The sequence below is a fragment of the Wohlfahrtiimonas sp. XWW7 genome (assembly GCF_056716055.1).
In genome coordinates, this window is record NZ_CP168032.1 from 2269880 (window position 1) to 2287579 (window position 17700).

At 34.1% G+C, this 17700-nt stretch carries 15 protein-coding genes and 1 pseudogene; 2 read left to right on the forward strand and 14 right to left on the reverse strand.

Annotated elements, in window-relative coordinates; genetic code table 11:
• Positions 1 to 41: 41 nt before the first annotated feature.
• The 10 genes from ACA100_RS10880 to ACA100_RS10925 form a co-directional block, all read right to left on the reverse strand.
• Complete coding sequence (locus tag ACA100_RS10880) at positions 42 to 1400, reverse strand: cryptochrome/photolyase family protein (RefSeq protein WP_481077734.1); 1359 nt, start codon at positions 1398 to 1400, stop codon at positions 42 to 44.
• A gap of 297 nt (positions 1401 to 1697) precedes the next feature.
• Positions 1698 to 1916: a DUF5710 domain-containing protein gene (locus tag ACA100_RS10885; RefSeq protein ID WP_481077735.1), complete on the reverse strand. Its 219-nt coding sequence runs from the start codon at positions 1914 to 1916 to the stop codon at positions 1698 to 1700.
• A 21-nt stretch (positions 1917 to 1937) separates the two neighbouring features.
• The gene (locus tag ACA100_RS10890; RefSeq protein WP_481077736.1) at positions 1938 to 2270 is read right to left on the reverse strand and encodes a hypothetical protein; all 333 of its coding nucleotides are present in this window, start codon (positions 2268 to 2270) and stop codon (positions 1938 to 1940) included.
• A 17-nt stretch (positions 2271 to 2287) separates the two neighbouring features.
• On the reverse strand, positions 2288 to 2938 hold the full coding sequence (locus ACA100_RS10895; RefSeq protein WP_481077737.1) for a DUF4276 family protein: 651 nt from the start codon (positions 2936 to 2938) through the stop codon (positions 2288 to 2290).
• Complete coding sequence (locus ACA100_RS10900) at positions 2938 to 4032, reverse strand: AAA family ATPase (RefSeq protein ID WP_481077738.1); 1095 nt, start codon at positions 4030 to 4032, stop codon at positions 2938 to 2940. The genes ACA100_RS10895 and ACA100_RS10900 overlap by 1 nt, the downstream gene beginning before the upstream one ends.
• Before the next feature lie 76 nt (positions 4033 to 4108).
• Positions 4109 to 4288 (reverse strand): hypothetical protein, encoded by a 180-nt coding sequence (locus tag ACA100_RS10905; RefSeq protein ID WP_481077739.1) that lies wholly within the window; start codon positions 4286 to 4288, stop codon positions 4109 to 4111.
• Between the two features lie 768 nt (positions 4289 to 5056).
• The gene (locus ACA100_RS10910; protein ID WP_481077740.1) at positions 5057 to 6505 is read right to left on the reverse strand and encodes a basic amino acid/polyamine antiporter; all 1449 of its coding nucleotides are present in this window, start codon (positions 6503 to 6505) and stop codon (positions 5057 to 5059) included.
• Between the two features lie 83 nt (positions 6506 to 6588).
• On the reverse strand, positions 6589 to 8091 hold the full coding sequence (locus tag ACA100_RS10915; RefSeq protein WP_481077741.1) for a basic amino acid/polyamine antiporter: 1503 nt from the start codon (positions 8089 to 8091) through the stop codon (positions 6589 to 6591).
• A 154-nt stretch (positions 8092 to 8245) separates the two neighbouring features.
• Entirely contained in the window at positions 8246 to 9607 is a 1362-nt protein-coding gene (locus ACA100_RS10920) for a phophatidylserine decarboxylase associated domain-containing protein (protein ID WP_481077742.1), read from the reverse strand.
• A gap of 331 nt (positions 9608 to 9938) precedes the next feature.
• Positions 9939 to 10472 (reverse strand): lipocalin family protein, encoded by a 534-nt coding sequence (locus ACA100_RS10925; protein ID WP_481077743.1) that lies wholly within the window; start codon positions 10470 to 10472, stop codon positions 9939 to 9941.
• A gap of 92 nt (positions 10473 to 10564) precedes the next feature.
• Between ACA100_RS10925 and ACA100_RS10930 the strand changes: the two genes are divergently transcribed.
• Positions 10565 to 11923, forward strand: a complete 1359-nt coding sequence (locus tag ACA100_RS10930) for a cryptochrome/photolyase family protein (RefSeq protein ID WP_481077744.1) — start codon at positions 10565 to 10567, stop codon at positions 11921 to 11923.
• 196 nt (positions 11924 to 12119) lie between these two features.
• Here ACA100_RS10930 and ACA100_RS10935 read toward each other — a convergent pair whose 3' ends face one another.
• Positions 12120 to 12338: a hypothetical protein gene (locus ACA100_RS10935; RefSeq protein ID WP_481077745.1), complete on the reverse strand. Its 219-nt coding sequence runs from the start codon at positions 12336 to 12338 to the stop codon at positions 12120 to 12122.
• A gap of 235 nt (positions 12339 to 12573) precedes the next feature.
• On the opposite strand from ACA100_RS10935, the pseudogene ACA100_RS10940 reads away from it, so the two are divergent.
• Positions 12574 to 12903 (forward strand): annotated as a pseudogene (locus ACA100_RS10940) (DUF1090 family protein); the annotation flags it as partial.
• 14 nt (positions 12904 to 12917) lie between these two features.
• Here the strand turns inward: ACA100_RS10940 and ACA100_RS10945 are convergent.
• The 3 genes from ACA100_RS10945 to ACA100_RS10955 form a co-directional block, all read right to left on the reverse strand.
• The gene (locus ACA100_RS10945) at positions 12918 to 14162 is read right to left on the reverse strand and encodes a type II toxin-antitoxin system HipA family toxin (RefSeq protein WP_481077746.1); all 1245 of its coding nucleotides are present in this window, start codon (positions 14160 to 14162) and stop codon (positions 12918 to 12920) included.
• A 3-nt stretch (positions 14163 to 14165) separates the two neighbouring features.
• Positions 14166 to 14486 carry a helix-turn-helix domain-containing protein gene (locus ACA100_RS10950; RefSeq protein WP_481077747.1) on the reverse strand — a complete coding sequence of 107 codons (321 nt, stop codon included), beginning with the start codon at positions 14484 to 14486 and terminating at the stop codon, positions 14166 to 14168.
• Positions 14487 to 14579: 93 nt separating this feature from the next.
• Positions 14580 to 17678, reverse strand: coding sequence for a type I restriction endonuclease subunit R (locus ACA100_RS10955; RefSeq protein WP_481077748.1), 3099 nt, complete (start codon positions 17676 to 17678; stop codon positions 14580 to 14582).
• Positions 17679 to 17700: the final 22 nt, after the last annotated feature.

The following is a 17700-nucleotide window of genomic DNA, read 5'->3' on the forward strand; positions in this document are numbered from 1 at the left end:
AACCATAGATAACGATTCATATATGATCTATTAAATATCGATCAACTCAGGCTTTTAAAAGCTTCAATTGCTCTTAATCTACTACTTTTGAGATCAACAATCGCATTTTGTTGTGCTTTATGGATCTGCTTATGATCTAATCTTGATAATTCAGGGCACCATTGACGAATAAAATCACCCTTGGGATCAAATCTCTCTGCCTGAGTGATAGGATTAAAAATCCTAAAATAAGGCACCGCATCTGTTCCAGTAGAAGCTGACCATTGCCATCCACCATTGTTGGCAGCAAAATCGCCATCGATCAAGTTTTGCATAAACCATGCTTCGCCTTTGCGCCAATCAATTAATAAGTTCTTAGTTAAAAACATTGCTGTAATCATTCGCCCACGATTATGCATCCAACCTGTTTCTTTCAGTTGTCTCATGCATGCATCGACGATTGGAATGCCTGTTTTTCCATTTTTCCAAGCTTCAAAATCTGATTCATTCTCCCGCCATGGAATATTTTCTGTTTTTGCTTGAAAAGCCCTATTTTTAGAAACTTGGGGGAAATTCCACATAATATGATAATAAAACTCCCGCCAATAAAGCTCATTCATCCAAGTCAAAACGCCTTCATTCCCCGTTTGAAACTGGCCTTCGTTGATGATTAAAGCCTCTTTCAACAACGCTTTAACAGAAACTACGCCAAGCGTAAGATAAGGCGATAAACGGCTTGTGCCATCAATCGCAAGTAGATCTCTATTCTGATGATAATTAAAAATATCTTCTTTGAGGAATTCTTGAAGAATCTCAAAAGCAGCATTTTCACCTGCTTTATATGCTAAATCATCAAATGCATGATAAGGATTAAAGGTTAGATCATCACTGACAAGATCCATCGGATGTTGTGCAATAATCTCTGCATAATTATCGAAATGGCTATGTTGTAAAATCTCTATCAATCGCTTTTTAAACGCCGTAAAAACTTTATAGGGATGATTCTCTCCATTCAATATGGATCCCAATTTTACTAACGTCTTATCATGATAGTGATAAATATTAAGATGTCGTTTTTTAAGCTGACGATAAACCGCTCGATCCCTTTCAACTTCGTTAATGCCCACTTCATGATTAAAATAAAGTGATGAAATTTCATGTGCCAACATCAATTGTTCAATACGATCAGGGATCTCTGCCCAAGCATCGACTTCAATAATCTTTAACGGGATATTTTTACGCTCTAAAGATATTTTAAGTTGTTGTAAATTTCGCCACATAAAGGCAAGTTTTAATTTTGCATCATTATGATTTTCCCACTCTTTATGCGCGACAATAAAGAGCGCAATTGTCTGCTGATTTTGAGTTGCTCGAGATAAAGCCTCATTATCATGAATGCGTAAATCAGATCGAAACCACATTAAAGATCGCATAAAACCTCTAAAACTGGAAAATAGATATCTAAATGATTGGAATATGCAATTATTGCACATTCTCATAATTAATGGATTATCAAGATGCTCAGCTTATAGAAATTTTGTAGATAAAAAAATACCGCTATATATGAAATTAGCGGTATTTTATATTTGGTGGAGGCGGCGGGAGTATTACACCGCCACAAAACAACCTCAAAATACTTTATACTTTGTTTATCAAAAACATACTAAATTAGCCTAAAACATAAAAATGTATGTGGTTGGATCTTTTTTGGTACAGATTTACTTCTTTTTATCCTTTTTCTTCGCTTTCTTTCTTTGATTCAAAAGTGCATCAAAATCCTTATAAAACTTCGATATATCTGGAATCCAATCCATAAATGGTATTAAGTCTGGTTGGTCAATAATATACCAACATTTTTCTATAGGATCCCATTTTGCTCCCAAAGCCTTAACTCTGTCTTTTTCTTTAAAATCTACATTTTGCAATACAATTTTCATAACATCTCCAAACAAATATCACTAATGATTAGACCATAAAGAATGAATCACATACTGATTAGAAGATTCCAAAAGAGCACAGACCATTAATTTATGTTTAATTATTAACTTTGCATCTTTAATTGCACTCTTATGGTTTTTATAGACTTTGGCATAATGTGGTGCAGCAACATAAGCAATTGTTAACATCCCGCTTGATTTTTTAATTTTACCAACAAACTCATCCTTATCTGGTAGATGTATAACATACCCAACCACCTCAACATCATTAGGAATACCATCTATTTTTCTAATTTCATCAATCGTCATAGATTCAGCATAATAATTATCTTTTCTTTCAAATGAATCAGCCATATACTTCTCTTATATTTTTATAAATTATTAATTTTACTCAACCAAGCATCAAACAATAAGCATTCTTTGCGAATAATATCCAACGTAATATTTTGAGCTAAAATAGAACCGTTCAATACTTTATTGTAAGTAGAATGCAATGTCAAAATACGTTTAGATGGTGCTGTTTGTGGGCTATTATTAATATGCTCAGGAGAATCAAATGATTCTCTAATGGCCACAAAACCTTTTGCTTTAAGCTTATCTTCCATCAATTCAGGATCACTAAATAATAATGCTTCAAATTCATACATTTGAATATATGGAATAAAACGAGAAGCCACCTCTGCTCCTAATTTATCTTCAACGGCTTTATGTAATGCTGTATGAATCACTTCATTTTTCTTAACGAGGTCATTTTGTTGATCTGCTTCCGCCTTACCAGGAAAATCAGATGCAAGACCATAATAATCAAATAAAGTCGTACAATATGCTGAACGGTCGGCATTCAGAATCTTACCTAGATCCGTCAATAGTCGTGGCAAATTAACATTACCGCCTTTATGTCCAGGCTTACCTATTAATGGTGCTTGAACTAAAATATTTTGCTGAATAAAGTAAGGTAGCAATAACTGATTGACAAAACTTTCTTCCGTTTGACCTTCACAAATAATATAAACTCGTTTCATTACAGTGGTCTCCCACCTAATAAATTTTTCTCCCAAAGCTCACCAATTGTGTATTCATCAAGCCAAGCCAAAAATTGCTCTGCATCCAATCGCTTAAATATAGAATGACCATTTTCCCTATCTACTGTGATAATTTCATCCAAATTAAATTGATTAAGTAAAGCTACTGATTGCGTTGAAATAATTACCTGCATGCGTTCTGAGGCACGTCTAAATAATGCACCAAGCAAAGTAATTGCATAAGGATGCAAACCTAACTCAGGTTCATCAAAGATTATCGTAGAAGGTGGCTCTGGTTGCATCAAGGCTGTAACTAAACAAATAAAACGAATAGAACCATCTGACAATTGACTTGGCCATAATTCATAGTCACTGTTGGTTTGTCGCCATAATAAGCGAATTTGCATTTCTTCCGTTGGTAATGTTTTCGGCTCTAAAACAAAATCATCAAAAAATGGAATAGCTAAACGAATAGTATTAATAATAGATTCATAGCATTCTGTATGCTCATGCTTCAAACGATACAAAAAAGCCGCAAGATTAGATGCATCTGGACGTAGATATTTATTATCATGCACTGCACCTTTACGCTTCATACTTGCTGTATCACTAGTATCATGAAAATGATAAATGCGCCAATTAGAAATAGCCTCATAACAATATTGAACAATACGCTCTTTCGATTCTTTTAAAACAGATTCTGATAACCCTGCTTGCAAACCAACGCTATATGGGTGCGCATAATTAGTATTATGAAAATATCCTGTTTCATAGTTAAATATCAAACGATCATCTACAGTAGAGGACAATTCAAAAGCATATGCATTCTGCTGAAAATTAATCTTTGAAGTTAATTTATCTGTATTTTTAACACCAAAAGTCAAAATACGGTCTGCTCCGCCTTGTTGATTGACCCAAGTTGCCAAACGGCCTTCGATTAATTGAGATAACATACGAAAATAAGATACAAAGTTACTTTTACCTGAGCCATTAGAACCAATCAGCACATTCATAGACTTTAATTCTATATCTAATGATTGAATAGACTTAAATCCTTTAATTTGTAAGCTATCAATTGGTCGTTTAAAACTCATCGCTTCAATATTCCTTGTATCTAATTTGGCTGCAATATATAAACAAATAGTATATACGAGATTATTCGTAATCCCATCATTTGTATGTCAATGCTTGAATCTCTTTTTTATGTTGCCAAATAACACGCTTAGCTACGTGCTTAACGATTCTTCTAGTGGCATCATTATCTTCAAAAGCAATTGGCAAAACCTGAGTTATGCCATTAGATCTAGGTTTACGATTTTCAACTGTATAATCCTTTAATCGTTTTTTCATTAGTTAGCCCACAATAGTTTTCGGACGCAAGTAGCGTGCCTCAATTAACCATAAACAAATCAATTATAACCAACTTGTTCAGCACCGTTAAAAAAGAGTAATTCAAGTAATCTGTTTAAAAAAATCTCTTAAATCAATTGATAAACCTATATTTAGAGTTTTTTTAAAAAGTAATTTTTGGGTAATTAATGCGTAATATTACGTTACATTTTAAGTAAGCTTATTATTTTTGATAAAAAACAGACCATTATTATAGAAAGTGACATCCATGATTATATAAGATGAGCTGATTAATCATGTTATTCGGCTTACAATATGAGCCGAATATATGAGAGTAGATCAGTTTCACAAGACCTAACCTAGACAACTGAACACAATAGTTTTCAGACGAGAGTAGCGTTCCTTAATACGCCATAAATAAATTATGCCTTATTTATGTAGAACTTCTTCAGCATAGTTCATATTTTTTCATATAAACAATTATGAGTTTTAATGCACTGATCAATCGCAATAAACCATATACAAAAATAAACCAATAAAAAATCACAATTCAAGCTATTGAAATATATTAATTTCCCACTAAACATCTCGTAGAGTCAGCGGCGAGAGTATTACACTGTCACAAAACGATCAATAATTGCATTATGCTTTGTTTATCAAAAACATACTAAATTAGCATAAAACATGAAAATGTACGTAATTGGACCTTTTGTGGTGCAATCTATTTATATATTATAAAAAAGAATATAACCAACCTTTAAAATTGAATTAAAAAAACACATATATTACTGAAAATATAATCATTAAAGAAAGTAATATTGCCATATAGTTTTTTTCTGTTCTTGATAACGAAATCGTATTATTTATAGAATTTTCTTTAACAGCCCACAGATAAACAGGGATTCCAATAGAAAGAATTAAAGGAACCATCAAAACATTTTTGATACCACTTGCATAAATCATAAAACAACAAAAAATAATTCCTATTACAGAGCTAATCATTGCAAATATTTTTCCTTTTTTTGCATATTGCTCATAACTATTATTTAGACATATTTTAAATAAAAATGCTGTTGAACCAATATATGCAGGTAAAACAGTTACGGCAGAAATATCAAGCATAGTTCTCCATGCATTATTTGAAAAATAAACTAAAAAGACAACTAATTGCATAATTATACTACTAGACCAAAGTGATGCTGAAGCAGCTCCTTTATAATTTCTCTTTTGAAAAAATTTTGGAAAAGTACCATTTTGGGATGCCACCATAGGAATTTCAGCACAAAGCATTGTCCAAGCAAGCCAACCAACAAGCACAGATATTAAAACACCTATATTCATAATATCTTTACCTAAATCTCCAACTGCTATGCCTAAAACACCCGCTGTTGATGGGGTAGGTATTTGGCTTAATTCATGTTGTGACATAATTCCAAACGGTAAGATGGAGATTAATATACAAATGAAAAGAGATATAACAAAGCCAATTATTGTTGCCTTACCGATATCTTTTTTATTTTGTGCCCTATCAGAAAGAGCAACGGCTCCTTCTATACCAATAAAGCTCCACAACACAACACTCATTGGGGCAATAATTTGCTCTATTATTGATCCTAGCGGTTTAACATTATCAATCTTTTCAACACCCCAAATATTACTAAATAATTGATGTTTAGTTATAAAATATCCAACACATACAACAAAAATAATGAGAGGAATTAATTTACCAATAGTTCCAATTGTATTTAAAATACTTGCATTTTTAGTACCAGATAAAACAAGAAAATTAAATCCCCAAATTAATATGGAAGCGCAAATGATTGAAGTAATATTATTCCCACCTGTAAAATTACCAGGGAAAAAATAATTTAAAGAATCCATAACCATAACAGCAAAAGCAACATTACCAAATATTGTCATTAGCCAATAGCCCCAAGCGACAATAAACCCTATAAATGCACCAAATCCTTCGCGTGAATACATATAAACACCTGATTGTAAATCAGGTCTAATATCAGATAAAATCCTAAATGTATTAGCTATAAAGAACATTCCAACCCCCCCAATAAGCCATGCTAAAATTACAGGGCCTAGTGCTGATTGAAGCGCCATACTTTTAGGTAAGCTATCTACCCCGCCACCAATCATAGAACTAACAACAATAGCAATTAATGCAATCAATCCTAGTTTTTGAGCGTTATCCTTATTGCTACTCATAAAAAATTTATTCCTTATTATCAAGTCACCCTATTTTATATTAAAAAAATAGGGTGACCATTATCATGTATGATGCATCATCACTACAATGTTACAACTCCATTCATAAAAAGTATGATAATTAAAATATCTACCGCAATTAAAACACCTAAGTAAATATATTCAAACTTTTCAAAGATAGGACCATTATCTTTTTTTTCTTTTTGTGCCCAAATGAATACTGGTAGACCAATAGTTAAAAGCAATGGAATTAACATTACATATTGTATTTCACTTGCATATAAGATAAATAAACAGAATAATGCACCAAGAATCCCACCAATAACAGCCAGTGTTTTACCAGTTTTAGCATATTTACTGTATTCATTTGTCAAACATAACTTAGAAATGTAGAGCGTAGTCGTAATATATGCAGGCACTACCATCAATGCACTAATGTTATACATTGTGTTCCATGCATTATTAGAGAAATATACCAACAACATTGCCGCTTGCATTACAGCACTACTAATCCAAAGCGAAACACTCGCTGATTGATTCTTATTAGTTTTAGCAAATGCTTTTGGAAATGCACCTTTTTCCCCTGCAACCATTGGAATTTCAGCACACACCATCGTCCAAGCTAACCACCCAGCAAGAACAGAGATGATCAAACCAACGCTCATTAACCAATTACCCCATTCACCCACAACTTTTTGTAAAACACCTGCTGTTGAAGGGTTTGCAACTGCTGCTAGCTCAGTTTGAGTCATTGCACCAAAAGGTAAAACTGAAAGCAAAATATAGATCACTAATGCAACAATGAATCCTAGCAATGTTGCTTTACCAACATCTTTTTTATTCTTAGCACGGCCCGAAAGTACAACAGCACCTTCAACACCAATGAATGCCCAAAGTGTTACAGTCATAGGTGATAAAATTTGTGACAATAAAGACACTGGTTCTGACTTCTTACCTACTTCTATCACGATCTGTGGATCCATACCCCAAAAGTTACTAAATAACTGTGAATAATCAATCAGCACACCCAAAATTAGTACAAATAATACAAGAGGAAACAATTTAGCAATCGTGCCTAATGTATTAATGAATCCTGCAACTTTTGTTCCTGATAGAACAAGGAAATTGTAACCCCAGATTAAAATAGAACCACAAATGATTGAATTTAAATTGTTACCATTCGTAAATACGCCAGGGAAAAACTCATCGAATGCATCCATTAAAATAACAGCAAATGCAACATTCCCGAATGCTGTCATTAACCAGTAACCCCATGCAACATTAAAGCCTATGAAAGAGCCAAAGCCTTCTTGTGCATACATGTAAACACCAGCTTGTAAATCTGGTCGTATATCAGAAAGAATACGAAACGAGTTAGCAATAAAATAAATCCCTATTCCTGCAATCACCCATGCAATAAGAACAGGGCCCACAGCAGAACTTGCAGCAGTATTTTGTGGCAAACTAAAAACACCACCACCTAGCATTGAACCGACAACAATAGCTATTAAGGCGAGAATACCAAGCTTAGCTCCACGACTATCTGCAGATACTTGGCCACTAGTAGTTTGATTTTGAGTGCTCATATAATTGACCTTTCTTTAAAATTATAATTAACAGATAGATATCAACCACATTCATCATGCTTTTATAATCGCTATTTCCAAAAAGAAACAGCGATTAATATTATTGAATTACCTAATCGTATTTAGACAGGTTTTTAACATATAAATTAATATATTAAACAACATCAATCCATTTACCAATTTGTGCACCAATATTGATTGTAATACCACCGACACTTGCACTACCTTCAGGTAGAATTGGTTCTTTAGGAATCAAGTTACCTTCTGCATCGATGAAAATGAGCTTTTTGTTTGGTATTTTTTGGTAAATCATCACAAAAGAAGACCCTCCATAATTAAATGCCCCCATCTCTTCGCCTTTCAGAACAGACGTACTTTTTTTCATTTTTTCATCAAATGAAATGGTTGAAACCTCACCCATTCCTAATGGTAAACAACAAACATAACCGTAATCTTCAGTTTTAAATACAATTAAACCACGAGCATTAACTTGGATTGAGTATGGCAATGATGCTGTTGTTGCACCTGCAAAATCAGGAATTACCACTTTGTTAAAATAATCACCTGGAATAACAATTGGGTCGAATAATACGTCACCATTAACAGGCACCCACCATCTATGGAAGTTATAAGGGTTTAGGTACGTTTGGAAAATGGTTCCGCCTTTAAACATATTCACAAGATCGTATTGATCAATCAAAGCTTGCTGCTCTTTATATGAAGAGCTCAAGATATCTGATATCGAATAACGCATATCTTTAAACCAAAATACATCAGTCTCCAATACATTGTCTTGCCATCTGAACACTGAACCATCATTCGGAGAAATAACAGTTTGGTTTGATTCTGGGACAGCAATTGGTCGTTGCTTTGCTTTATCTTTAAATTGTCGAGTGAAAAATGAGTTCCAAGATTTCCAGTATGGCAATGTTTCTGAATCTTTCGCCCAATCATCAAATTGATACTGAGCTTTCGCTTTATCTGATAACCATTGCTCGCCTTCTTTACCAAATAACTCTGTACCTGATTCTGGATGATCTAAGAATAAAAACCATTCATGTAGAATTTCTTTCATAACTTCGTTAAACATTGGCAAACTGAAAAGTGCAACCCCACTTAAAGTTGGATCCAAACCAACAACCCAAGCTGAATAAGGCAAACCAACCAATTCATTATCTACAAACTGAGGCGCTTGTTTTAAAATGGTATTAAAGCCATGTAAAAACGTTTCCGTATCTTTAATTCTAGGGATCATAATATGATCAGGATTATCTTGTCCCTTTTCACAAGCTTCAACTAGATTTTTATTTTTATTACAAGCATCTTCTACGAGATACTTGATAACAGGATTACCTTCAATAAAATCTGCTAATTTTTGAACACTTGGTGCATATTCTTTTCGTTCTGCACTATGTATTTTTTCATGAAAGGCTGCTAATACTTTGCTGGAGCGTGTCATCCATCCACTTTGTACTTCATGCGGACAACCATTCAGTAACTCTTGTTTCTTATCCATTTGGTACCCCTACTTATTAAATATAATGTCAATAATATTAATTGAGTAATGTCACATAAGCATGAAACAGAATAATTCTATTGTCTAAAAATTGAATTCCAATAAGAAAAAAGCAAACAATGTATCTTGTAATGTAATATAACCAATATAATCAAAGAAACATCACCAATTATCATTTAGATATCACGAGTCCTTTATCTTGAGTAGAACAGCTTTATTAAAAACTCCTTCTTGTTTTTGGATAATATATTAAGATTATCACTCCCATTAAATTAATGGAATACGTTAGTATTAAAAAATAACACAGCATTCATCGGAAATATCTTATATCCTATTTTATCGTATGTTGTGTATAAATTAACTGATCTAACTCTGTGTATCCCTGTGCTTTTGCTGCATTTATATAATCTTCAATAATTGCAGGGTCAATGTGTGGTTTTCTTGCTAATATCCATAGGTATTCTCGATTAGGGTCACCCACTAAAGAGACTTGATAATCAGGATCTATTTTAAGTACCCAATAATCACCTTTTGTAAATGGAATCCATCGAATGTATTTTGGTAAAAATGATACTTTTAACTTGCTGCCAATTGAATTTTCTGTAGTAGCAAAACCATCAGCAGTATCAACCTTATTACCTTGTTTGGTGCATGAATTTAAAACTGCTATGCCATCTTCTTGCTGGCTGTAAATTGCGCTAATATCAGAGATACATTGCTTTTGAAAAAAGTTGGGTAACCTAGCAATCTCATACCATTTACCTAAATATTTTGTGGTATCAAAGTCGGTGACAGCTCTAACTTCATTAGCAACTGCAAATGAAAATAATAATGGTAATGCGGTTATGATTGGTATCGCTTTCATCAAAAATCCTCGTTTAATCGGCTAGAAGATTATAGTTTATATTATAATTATCTAATTTTTTAGTATAGCTAAGAGGTATTATGCGATCTTTAATGTGGTTTCGATCTGATTTGCGAATTCATGATAATGAAGCTTTGTATAAAGCTACTCAGAATCAGCAAGCTATTGCACTTTTTATTGTTTCTCATAAAGAGTGGGAAAAACATCATGATGCTAAATTAAAACTAGCTTTTATGTGGCGAAATTTGCAAATACTTCAAAAGTCTCTAGAGAGTAAAAATATACCATTAAAGATAATGGAGGTTGAATATTGGAGTGAAACCCCTGAGCTAATTAATCAATTCATGATAGATCATCAAATTTCATCACTATATTTTAATCATGAAGTGGGGATCAATGAGATTGAAAGGGATCGAGCTGTTTATAGAAAATTAAAAAAAAATAATTTTAATGTTTATCACTGTCATGACAAGACGTTAGTTAAATTAGGGTCGATACTTAATGGTGAAAATCAGCCTTATAAGGTTTTCACTGCTTTTAAGAAGCGGTTAATAGAAGTTCTGGAGCATCAGTCATTTGAAAATTATAGCGATATCCCTACTCAAGATACAACAGAGCTGATAAGCGATGATATTACTATTAATCCTTATCAGACATTGGATGATTTAACTTATAAAGCAGGTGAAGATGCCGCCTTTGAGATTTTTCAAGATTTCTTAAAAGAAGAGATATTTAATTATCATAATCATAGAGACATTCCTATAATTCATGGTACGAGTAGATTATCGGCTTATCTCGCGCTTGGCATTGTTTCTGTAAAAGCATTGTTGAGAGAGGCTTTAATTTTAAATGAAGGTAGTCTTAGGATCGGTAATGAGGGGATTTTGACTTGGATTAATGAGCTTTATTGGAGAGAATTTTATTATCATATTATGTGGAATTTTCCTAAGGTTTCTAAAAATAGAGCATTTCAGGAAAAAACAGAAAAGATTCAGTGGCTAGATAATGAAGTAGGCTTTGAAGCTTGGAAAAATGGTGCAACAGGGGTTCCAATTGTTGATGCATTTATGAGGCAATTAAAGGAAACTGGCTGGATGCATAATCGTGGGCGAATGATTACAGCTATGTTTCTAACAAAGAATTTATTAATTGATTGGCGTAAGGGTGAGGCTTGGTTTATGCAAAATCTAATTGATGGTGATTTTGCTGCTAATAATGGCGGATGGCAATGGTCAGCTTCTACAGGAACGGATGCTGTGCCATATTTTAGAGTTTTTAATCCTATTACCCAGGCTGAAAGATTTGATCCAGATGGAGATTTTATCCGTCAATGGTGCCCTGAATTATCACATTTAGATAGTAAGCAGATTCATAAAGTACAAAAAAATGCCATTGTCGATCTAAAAAGTAGCCGGATAAGGGCAATAGAAGCTTTTAAAAACTTGTCTTGATTCTGTTGTATAAATGAATATGGTTTATTTTGTAAGCAACAACATAACGTACTACACTGTATATTAATTGACCAATACGTAAAAATGCTTTATAAGTTAATAGCTATGAGATTAGTCGCTCTTAGTGTCAACGTATAGAAGGGCTTGCCCTGCCAAGAACTCTCTCATGTTTCCCAACGGCAGGGCCTTTTTTGTATTAAGCTCTTTTCAAAGATTCTTTAAGATGTTTGATATTAGCTTCAATCTTTTCTACTTTTTGTTGAAATTCGTTTTCATCGATATCAAAGTCATGCTTGCATGTAGTACATGAAACAGTGAGGCTACTTCTAAGTTTGCCAATTGCTTCAGTAATAATTCTGTCGCATTTAGGGCATTTGGCATTAATGAGATGAGCTTCTAAATTTAAGTTATGCATGACACCCTCCTTTTGGTGTAGTTTTTTGTTAGATTATCATGCTTATAGGAAGGTTAATATATATATTAAATGATCATATGGTAAATTTTTATGTATATATACCATATCATATTTATATAAGTAAATTTTCCCAGAGAGGCTTTATGAAAAAATTAATATTTATTGTAGTTGTTTCAGGAATTTTTAGTATTCCAAGTTTTGCTGATGATAATTATGGATGTGAAAAAAATTACAAGCTCTAGAAAAACAATTAGAATATGCAAAACAATACGGTAATTCATATAGAATTTCTGGATTAGAACGTGGCATAAGTAATGTTAAAAAATATTGTGGCGGTGGATATCCGTTAGATTCAAAAGAAGCCAAAGAATATTATTCAACTAACTCTAAGTTAGAAGTCATGGAAAAAATTGAAGATGCCAAAAAAGATTTAGCTAAAGCAGAATATAAACTTGGTAAGGCTCAAAGAAAAAATGATGTAGAAGATGTGTTTGAGGCTGAATATAAAATTAAAGAAGCACAAGGTCGTATAGAAATGTATGAAAAGTACCTATCTGAGTTTTAAATGTTATGAACATACTAGTGGTTCTTGTAGGTTGTAAAAAGATGTGCTGCCATACCAATCATCACAGCAGCTGCCTTAGAAACAGCATATTTACCGCCTGATAGCTCACCCAATCGGCTTTTAATAACGTCAATCATAGCATCAATCACTGCTTCACTTTTCTTCACATCCAAGCCTGAATTTTTAGCTAAATTAATCAAATGTTCACGTTTGATTTTATAAGCCTCACCTTCCACGTCCATTTGGTGATAGCCATTCAGCCCAGGATTATAGGTTAAATCATAAGCAGGTGATAACGTCCATTCGCCATTTTGATTCATCAGATATGAGAAATTTTTCGTATGATCATCACGATTATTCATAATGACATTGAAAACACAATATTTGAATGCCTTTTCAACTTCCTGCTCATTCCTCGTCATAAATCTCGTCATACGCAAATAGATGCCATAACTACAATTAGGAATGCGGAAATTAGCGTGCAATGCACCTGCTAAGCTGTGCATCGGAATACGCATGCCATTCAAACGATCAAAGCGCTTCATGCCAATGGCTGCAATTTGATCGTTCACATGAAAAACTTTGGATTCAGGCACAGGCAAGCCACACAATTCCGCTGTATCTAGATAGAATTTCTCTATCTCACAGACTTCAATATCTTCATCCTGCGCATTAAACTTCACCAACCATGGCTCACCACCATCAATCGGCTGATTGCTCATCTGCTCAGTGATAGGATTATAATAAACTTGTGATTTAGGCCTTGCGCCTTGCGGTGATCCACCAATCATCACCAATGTTTCTAACACATCCACATCTTGGCCAATCTGTACCGCTGCCATTTGCTCAGCAATATCCGCCAAGCTCATTTCTTGCACTTCCATGATCACATCCGAACTTGGACGATACGTAAATGCACCCATGGTTTGATCACCCAAGCATGCCAAGCGCTCTAATGGATTAATTCGATCAGGATTCTTGCCCAATTCTTTCTTGAAAAAGCGATCCATCAACAATAAGCCCCAACCATCAGGCAAACTGTCTGCAAATAATCCTGGCAACTGAAATTGAAAAGTTGGGAAATCTGTAAATGCTTGTGACTGCAATGGTAAACAATTCGGCGAAAACTCAATATTGCGCTTCAATGCTTCTTTAGAATATTCAAACATGGTTTGTCGGCCATTGGACACCAAGTCACCCAAGTGCCAATCCTCACCCCAACCATTGTAATAAACACTGATTTTATATAGATTTTTCATGCGCTATTTCCTTGACTTGGATGCTCTTTGACGTGGTTCAGGGTTATTCATTTCCTCAAATTCTTGAATGGATATATTTTTCTTCACCAAAATATCAGAGAGATCATTCACAAAGCCCAAAGCCGTCAATACACGAATGAATACGCTCAAGCTTGATCCCTCTCCTTTTTCCAAGCGTTGAAGCGTAGCTACGCCTACTCCTGCCCTTTTGGCCAAATCCACTTGAGTAATATTTTTCTGTATTCTCTGCTGAGCTATTCTTTTGCCTAGCTCTTGAGAAATTTCTGATTCTGTTGCAAAGTCGAAATGCATATTAATAACCATATAATCAATCATTATTGATATATTATATGTTTTTATACAAATAAAACATCATATAAGATGCTTTATTATTACAGATAAATACTTCTAATAAGATTAAAAACTATTTGCTATCCCTTTAAACTTCTCAATAAATGCTGAAATTTTTTGGAAAACGCTTTGTTTCTTTGTTAAGTATTGCGGATTCAATGGACTCATCTTAGGCAATGCTTCATTTAGCTCTGTGCCATTCTCACTTGCATACTCACGCTTTAATGATGTTGCAATATAACGCTTAGCAGCTTCTTTATTCAAACCTTCAGAATCAATCAATTCTTCTGCTTCTCGTTTCAATTCAGATTGGGCATATTTGAAGAAAGTATCAATAATACTCGCCTTATCAGGGATTTTATCCATATCTGTTTCATTGATAAAATCAACAATTAAGCTTTCTTTGGCTCGATTACCAAGACTTGCACGGATTAAACGGCGCACCTCTTCAACCAGTTCAGCTTTGGTCTTAGTTTTCTTATTATGCTCAAAAATCAATTCTAAAATATAATCCAAGTTAATTTCTTGAGATTTTAATAAATCTACTTCAAAGACAACTTCATCCCAATCTTCTTTAACCTCTCCTTGCTCATTTCCTGCTTTTTCACGGCGAATCCAATCACGAATATCATTATAAGTTGAGCGGTAATCTTGCACTTCTCGTTCTGATGGTGCTGTAATGGCTTGCATTTTTTTAATATCTTCATCAGATAAATAATGCTGTTCTTTAAACTCAGCAACTGCTGCTTCATCTGTAATATCTAGATCCTGCAATGCTTGTAAGCTTGCGTATTCATCATAATTTTGAAGAATATTGTCCACTCGTAAATATTCACCAAATAACTTTGCAAAGTCCTTTTTATCCTTCTCTGTCACAATATCATCAGGATTTGGAAAGCGTGCTTGCAGCTCTTCAACCACTTCCAAATAACCTCGGCAAGCTTTACCTGTCACTGTATCGGTATAGCCTTCCATATATTCTTTATAGCTTTTTTCCAAGACAACATTTTTAGTATTTTTATCACCAAACAATGTAATCGCATCTACTGTTGCTTGTTCTAAATCCCTAAAGGTGACGATATTACCAAAAGTTTTAGTTGCATCATAAATACGATTTGTGCGTGAATAAGCTTGGATTAGGCCATGATAACGCAAGTTTTTATCCACAAATAATGTATTCAAACTTGGTGCATCAAAGCCTGTTAAAAACATACCTACAACAATCAATAGATCGACTTCTTGGCTCTTAACTTTTAATGCTAAGTCACGGTAATAGTTCTGAAATTCTTTGCTCTCAACACTATAATTCGTTTTAAATGTACGGTTGTAATCATCAATGGCCATCGTTAAGAATTCTTTACTGCTAGCATCCATTGCTGTTGGTTCAAAAGTTTCATCAGGAATATCACCCTGTGCATCCTGTTCTTCATTGGCTGCAAAAGAGAAGATTGTTGCGATCTTTAGAGGTCTTTCAGCATCCTTTTGAAGCTCTTTCAGTGACTCATAATACAGCTTAGCTGCTTCCACACTACTCACGGCAAACATAGCATTAAAACCCTTGCCATTCGCTTTTAAGCGATGTGTTTTCTGCTTAAAATTATTCAGAATGTATTGCGATATCTCTTTAATGCGTTCAGGATGAAGCAATGCTCGCTTATTCTCAGCAGCACTCAGCTTCTTCTCATCTTGCTCTTGTTCCAATAATTTAAACTGTGGACGCACATCGTTGTAATCCACTTTAAACTTCAATACTTTTTCATCGCGAATGGCATCCGTAATCACATAAGAATGAAGCTCACGCCCAAATACACTCGCTGTTGTTTCCGCACCCAATGCATTTTGTGGAAAGATTGGCGTACCCGTAAAGCCAAACTGATAATATTTTTTGAATTTTTTCTTCAGGTTTTTCTGCGCTTCACCAAATTGAGAACGATGTGCTTCATCAAAAATGAATACCACTTGCTTATCATAAATGGCGAGTTCTTCATCACCTTTCATCAAGTTATTAAGCTTTTGAATGGTAGTGACAATGATTTTATTATCATCTTTCTCAATATTACGTCTTAGCCCTGCTGTATTATTTGAGCCATTCACACTGTCAGGTGAAAAACGCTGATATTCTTTCATAGTTTGATAATCGAGATCTTTACGATCCACCACAAAGAACACTTTATCAATAAAATCTAACTCTGTTGCTAATCGTGCAGCCTTAAAGCTTGTCAGTGTTTTACCTGAGCCTGTTGTATGCCAAATATAACCACCACTTTCTGTTTTGCTCCAATTTTTAGCATTATGTGCACCATTAATCTTCCATAAAATGCGTTCTGTGGCTGCTATTTGATAAGGGCGCATAATGAGCAATGTATCACTCACATCAAACACAGAATAATTAATAATCAGGTTGAGCAATGTCTTAGATTGAAAAAATGTCGCTGTAAAATCTTTGAGGTCTTTAATTAAACTGTTATCAGCCTTAGCCCAGTTCATCGTAAAGTCAAAGCTGTGCTTATCTCGCTTAGTTGTATTAGAAAAATAACGAGTATCTGTACCATTAGAGATCACAAAAATCTGTAAATACTTAAAGAGCGAATTATCAGCATTAAAGCTCTCTTTAGTATATCGATGCACTTGGTTGAAGGCTTCACGAATGGCAACGCCACGCTTTTTCAACTCCACCTGTACCAAAGGCAAACCATTCACCAAGATCGTCACATCATAACGGTTAGCATGTGTGCCTTTCTGTTCAAACTGCTTAACCACTTGCACGCTATTACGGGTGATATTTTTCTTATCCAATAAATAGATATTTTGAATACGACCATCATCAAAAACAAAATCATGAATATGGTTATTATGAATTTTTCTTGCTTTATCTGTGCTGTTTTCGCTCGGTTTATCTAAGTATTCAACTAAAAACCGTTGCCATTCAGTCTCTTTAAACTCCACTTTATTCAGGCGCTGAAGTTGATCCCTCAAGTTCACCATTAACTTATCATGGCTTGTTAAATCAGATAAATATTCATAACCTTGATTCTGTAAATCCTGAATCAATTCACGCTCTAAATCTGCTTCCGTTTGATAATTACTACCTGATTGATCAATCTTGGTATATTTTTCCAAGATAATAAAGTTATTCGATTCTGCAATGGTTTTTGTTTCTGTCATTTGTTTACCTTGAAATAGTAGC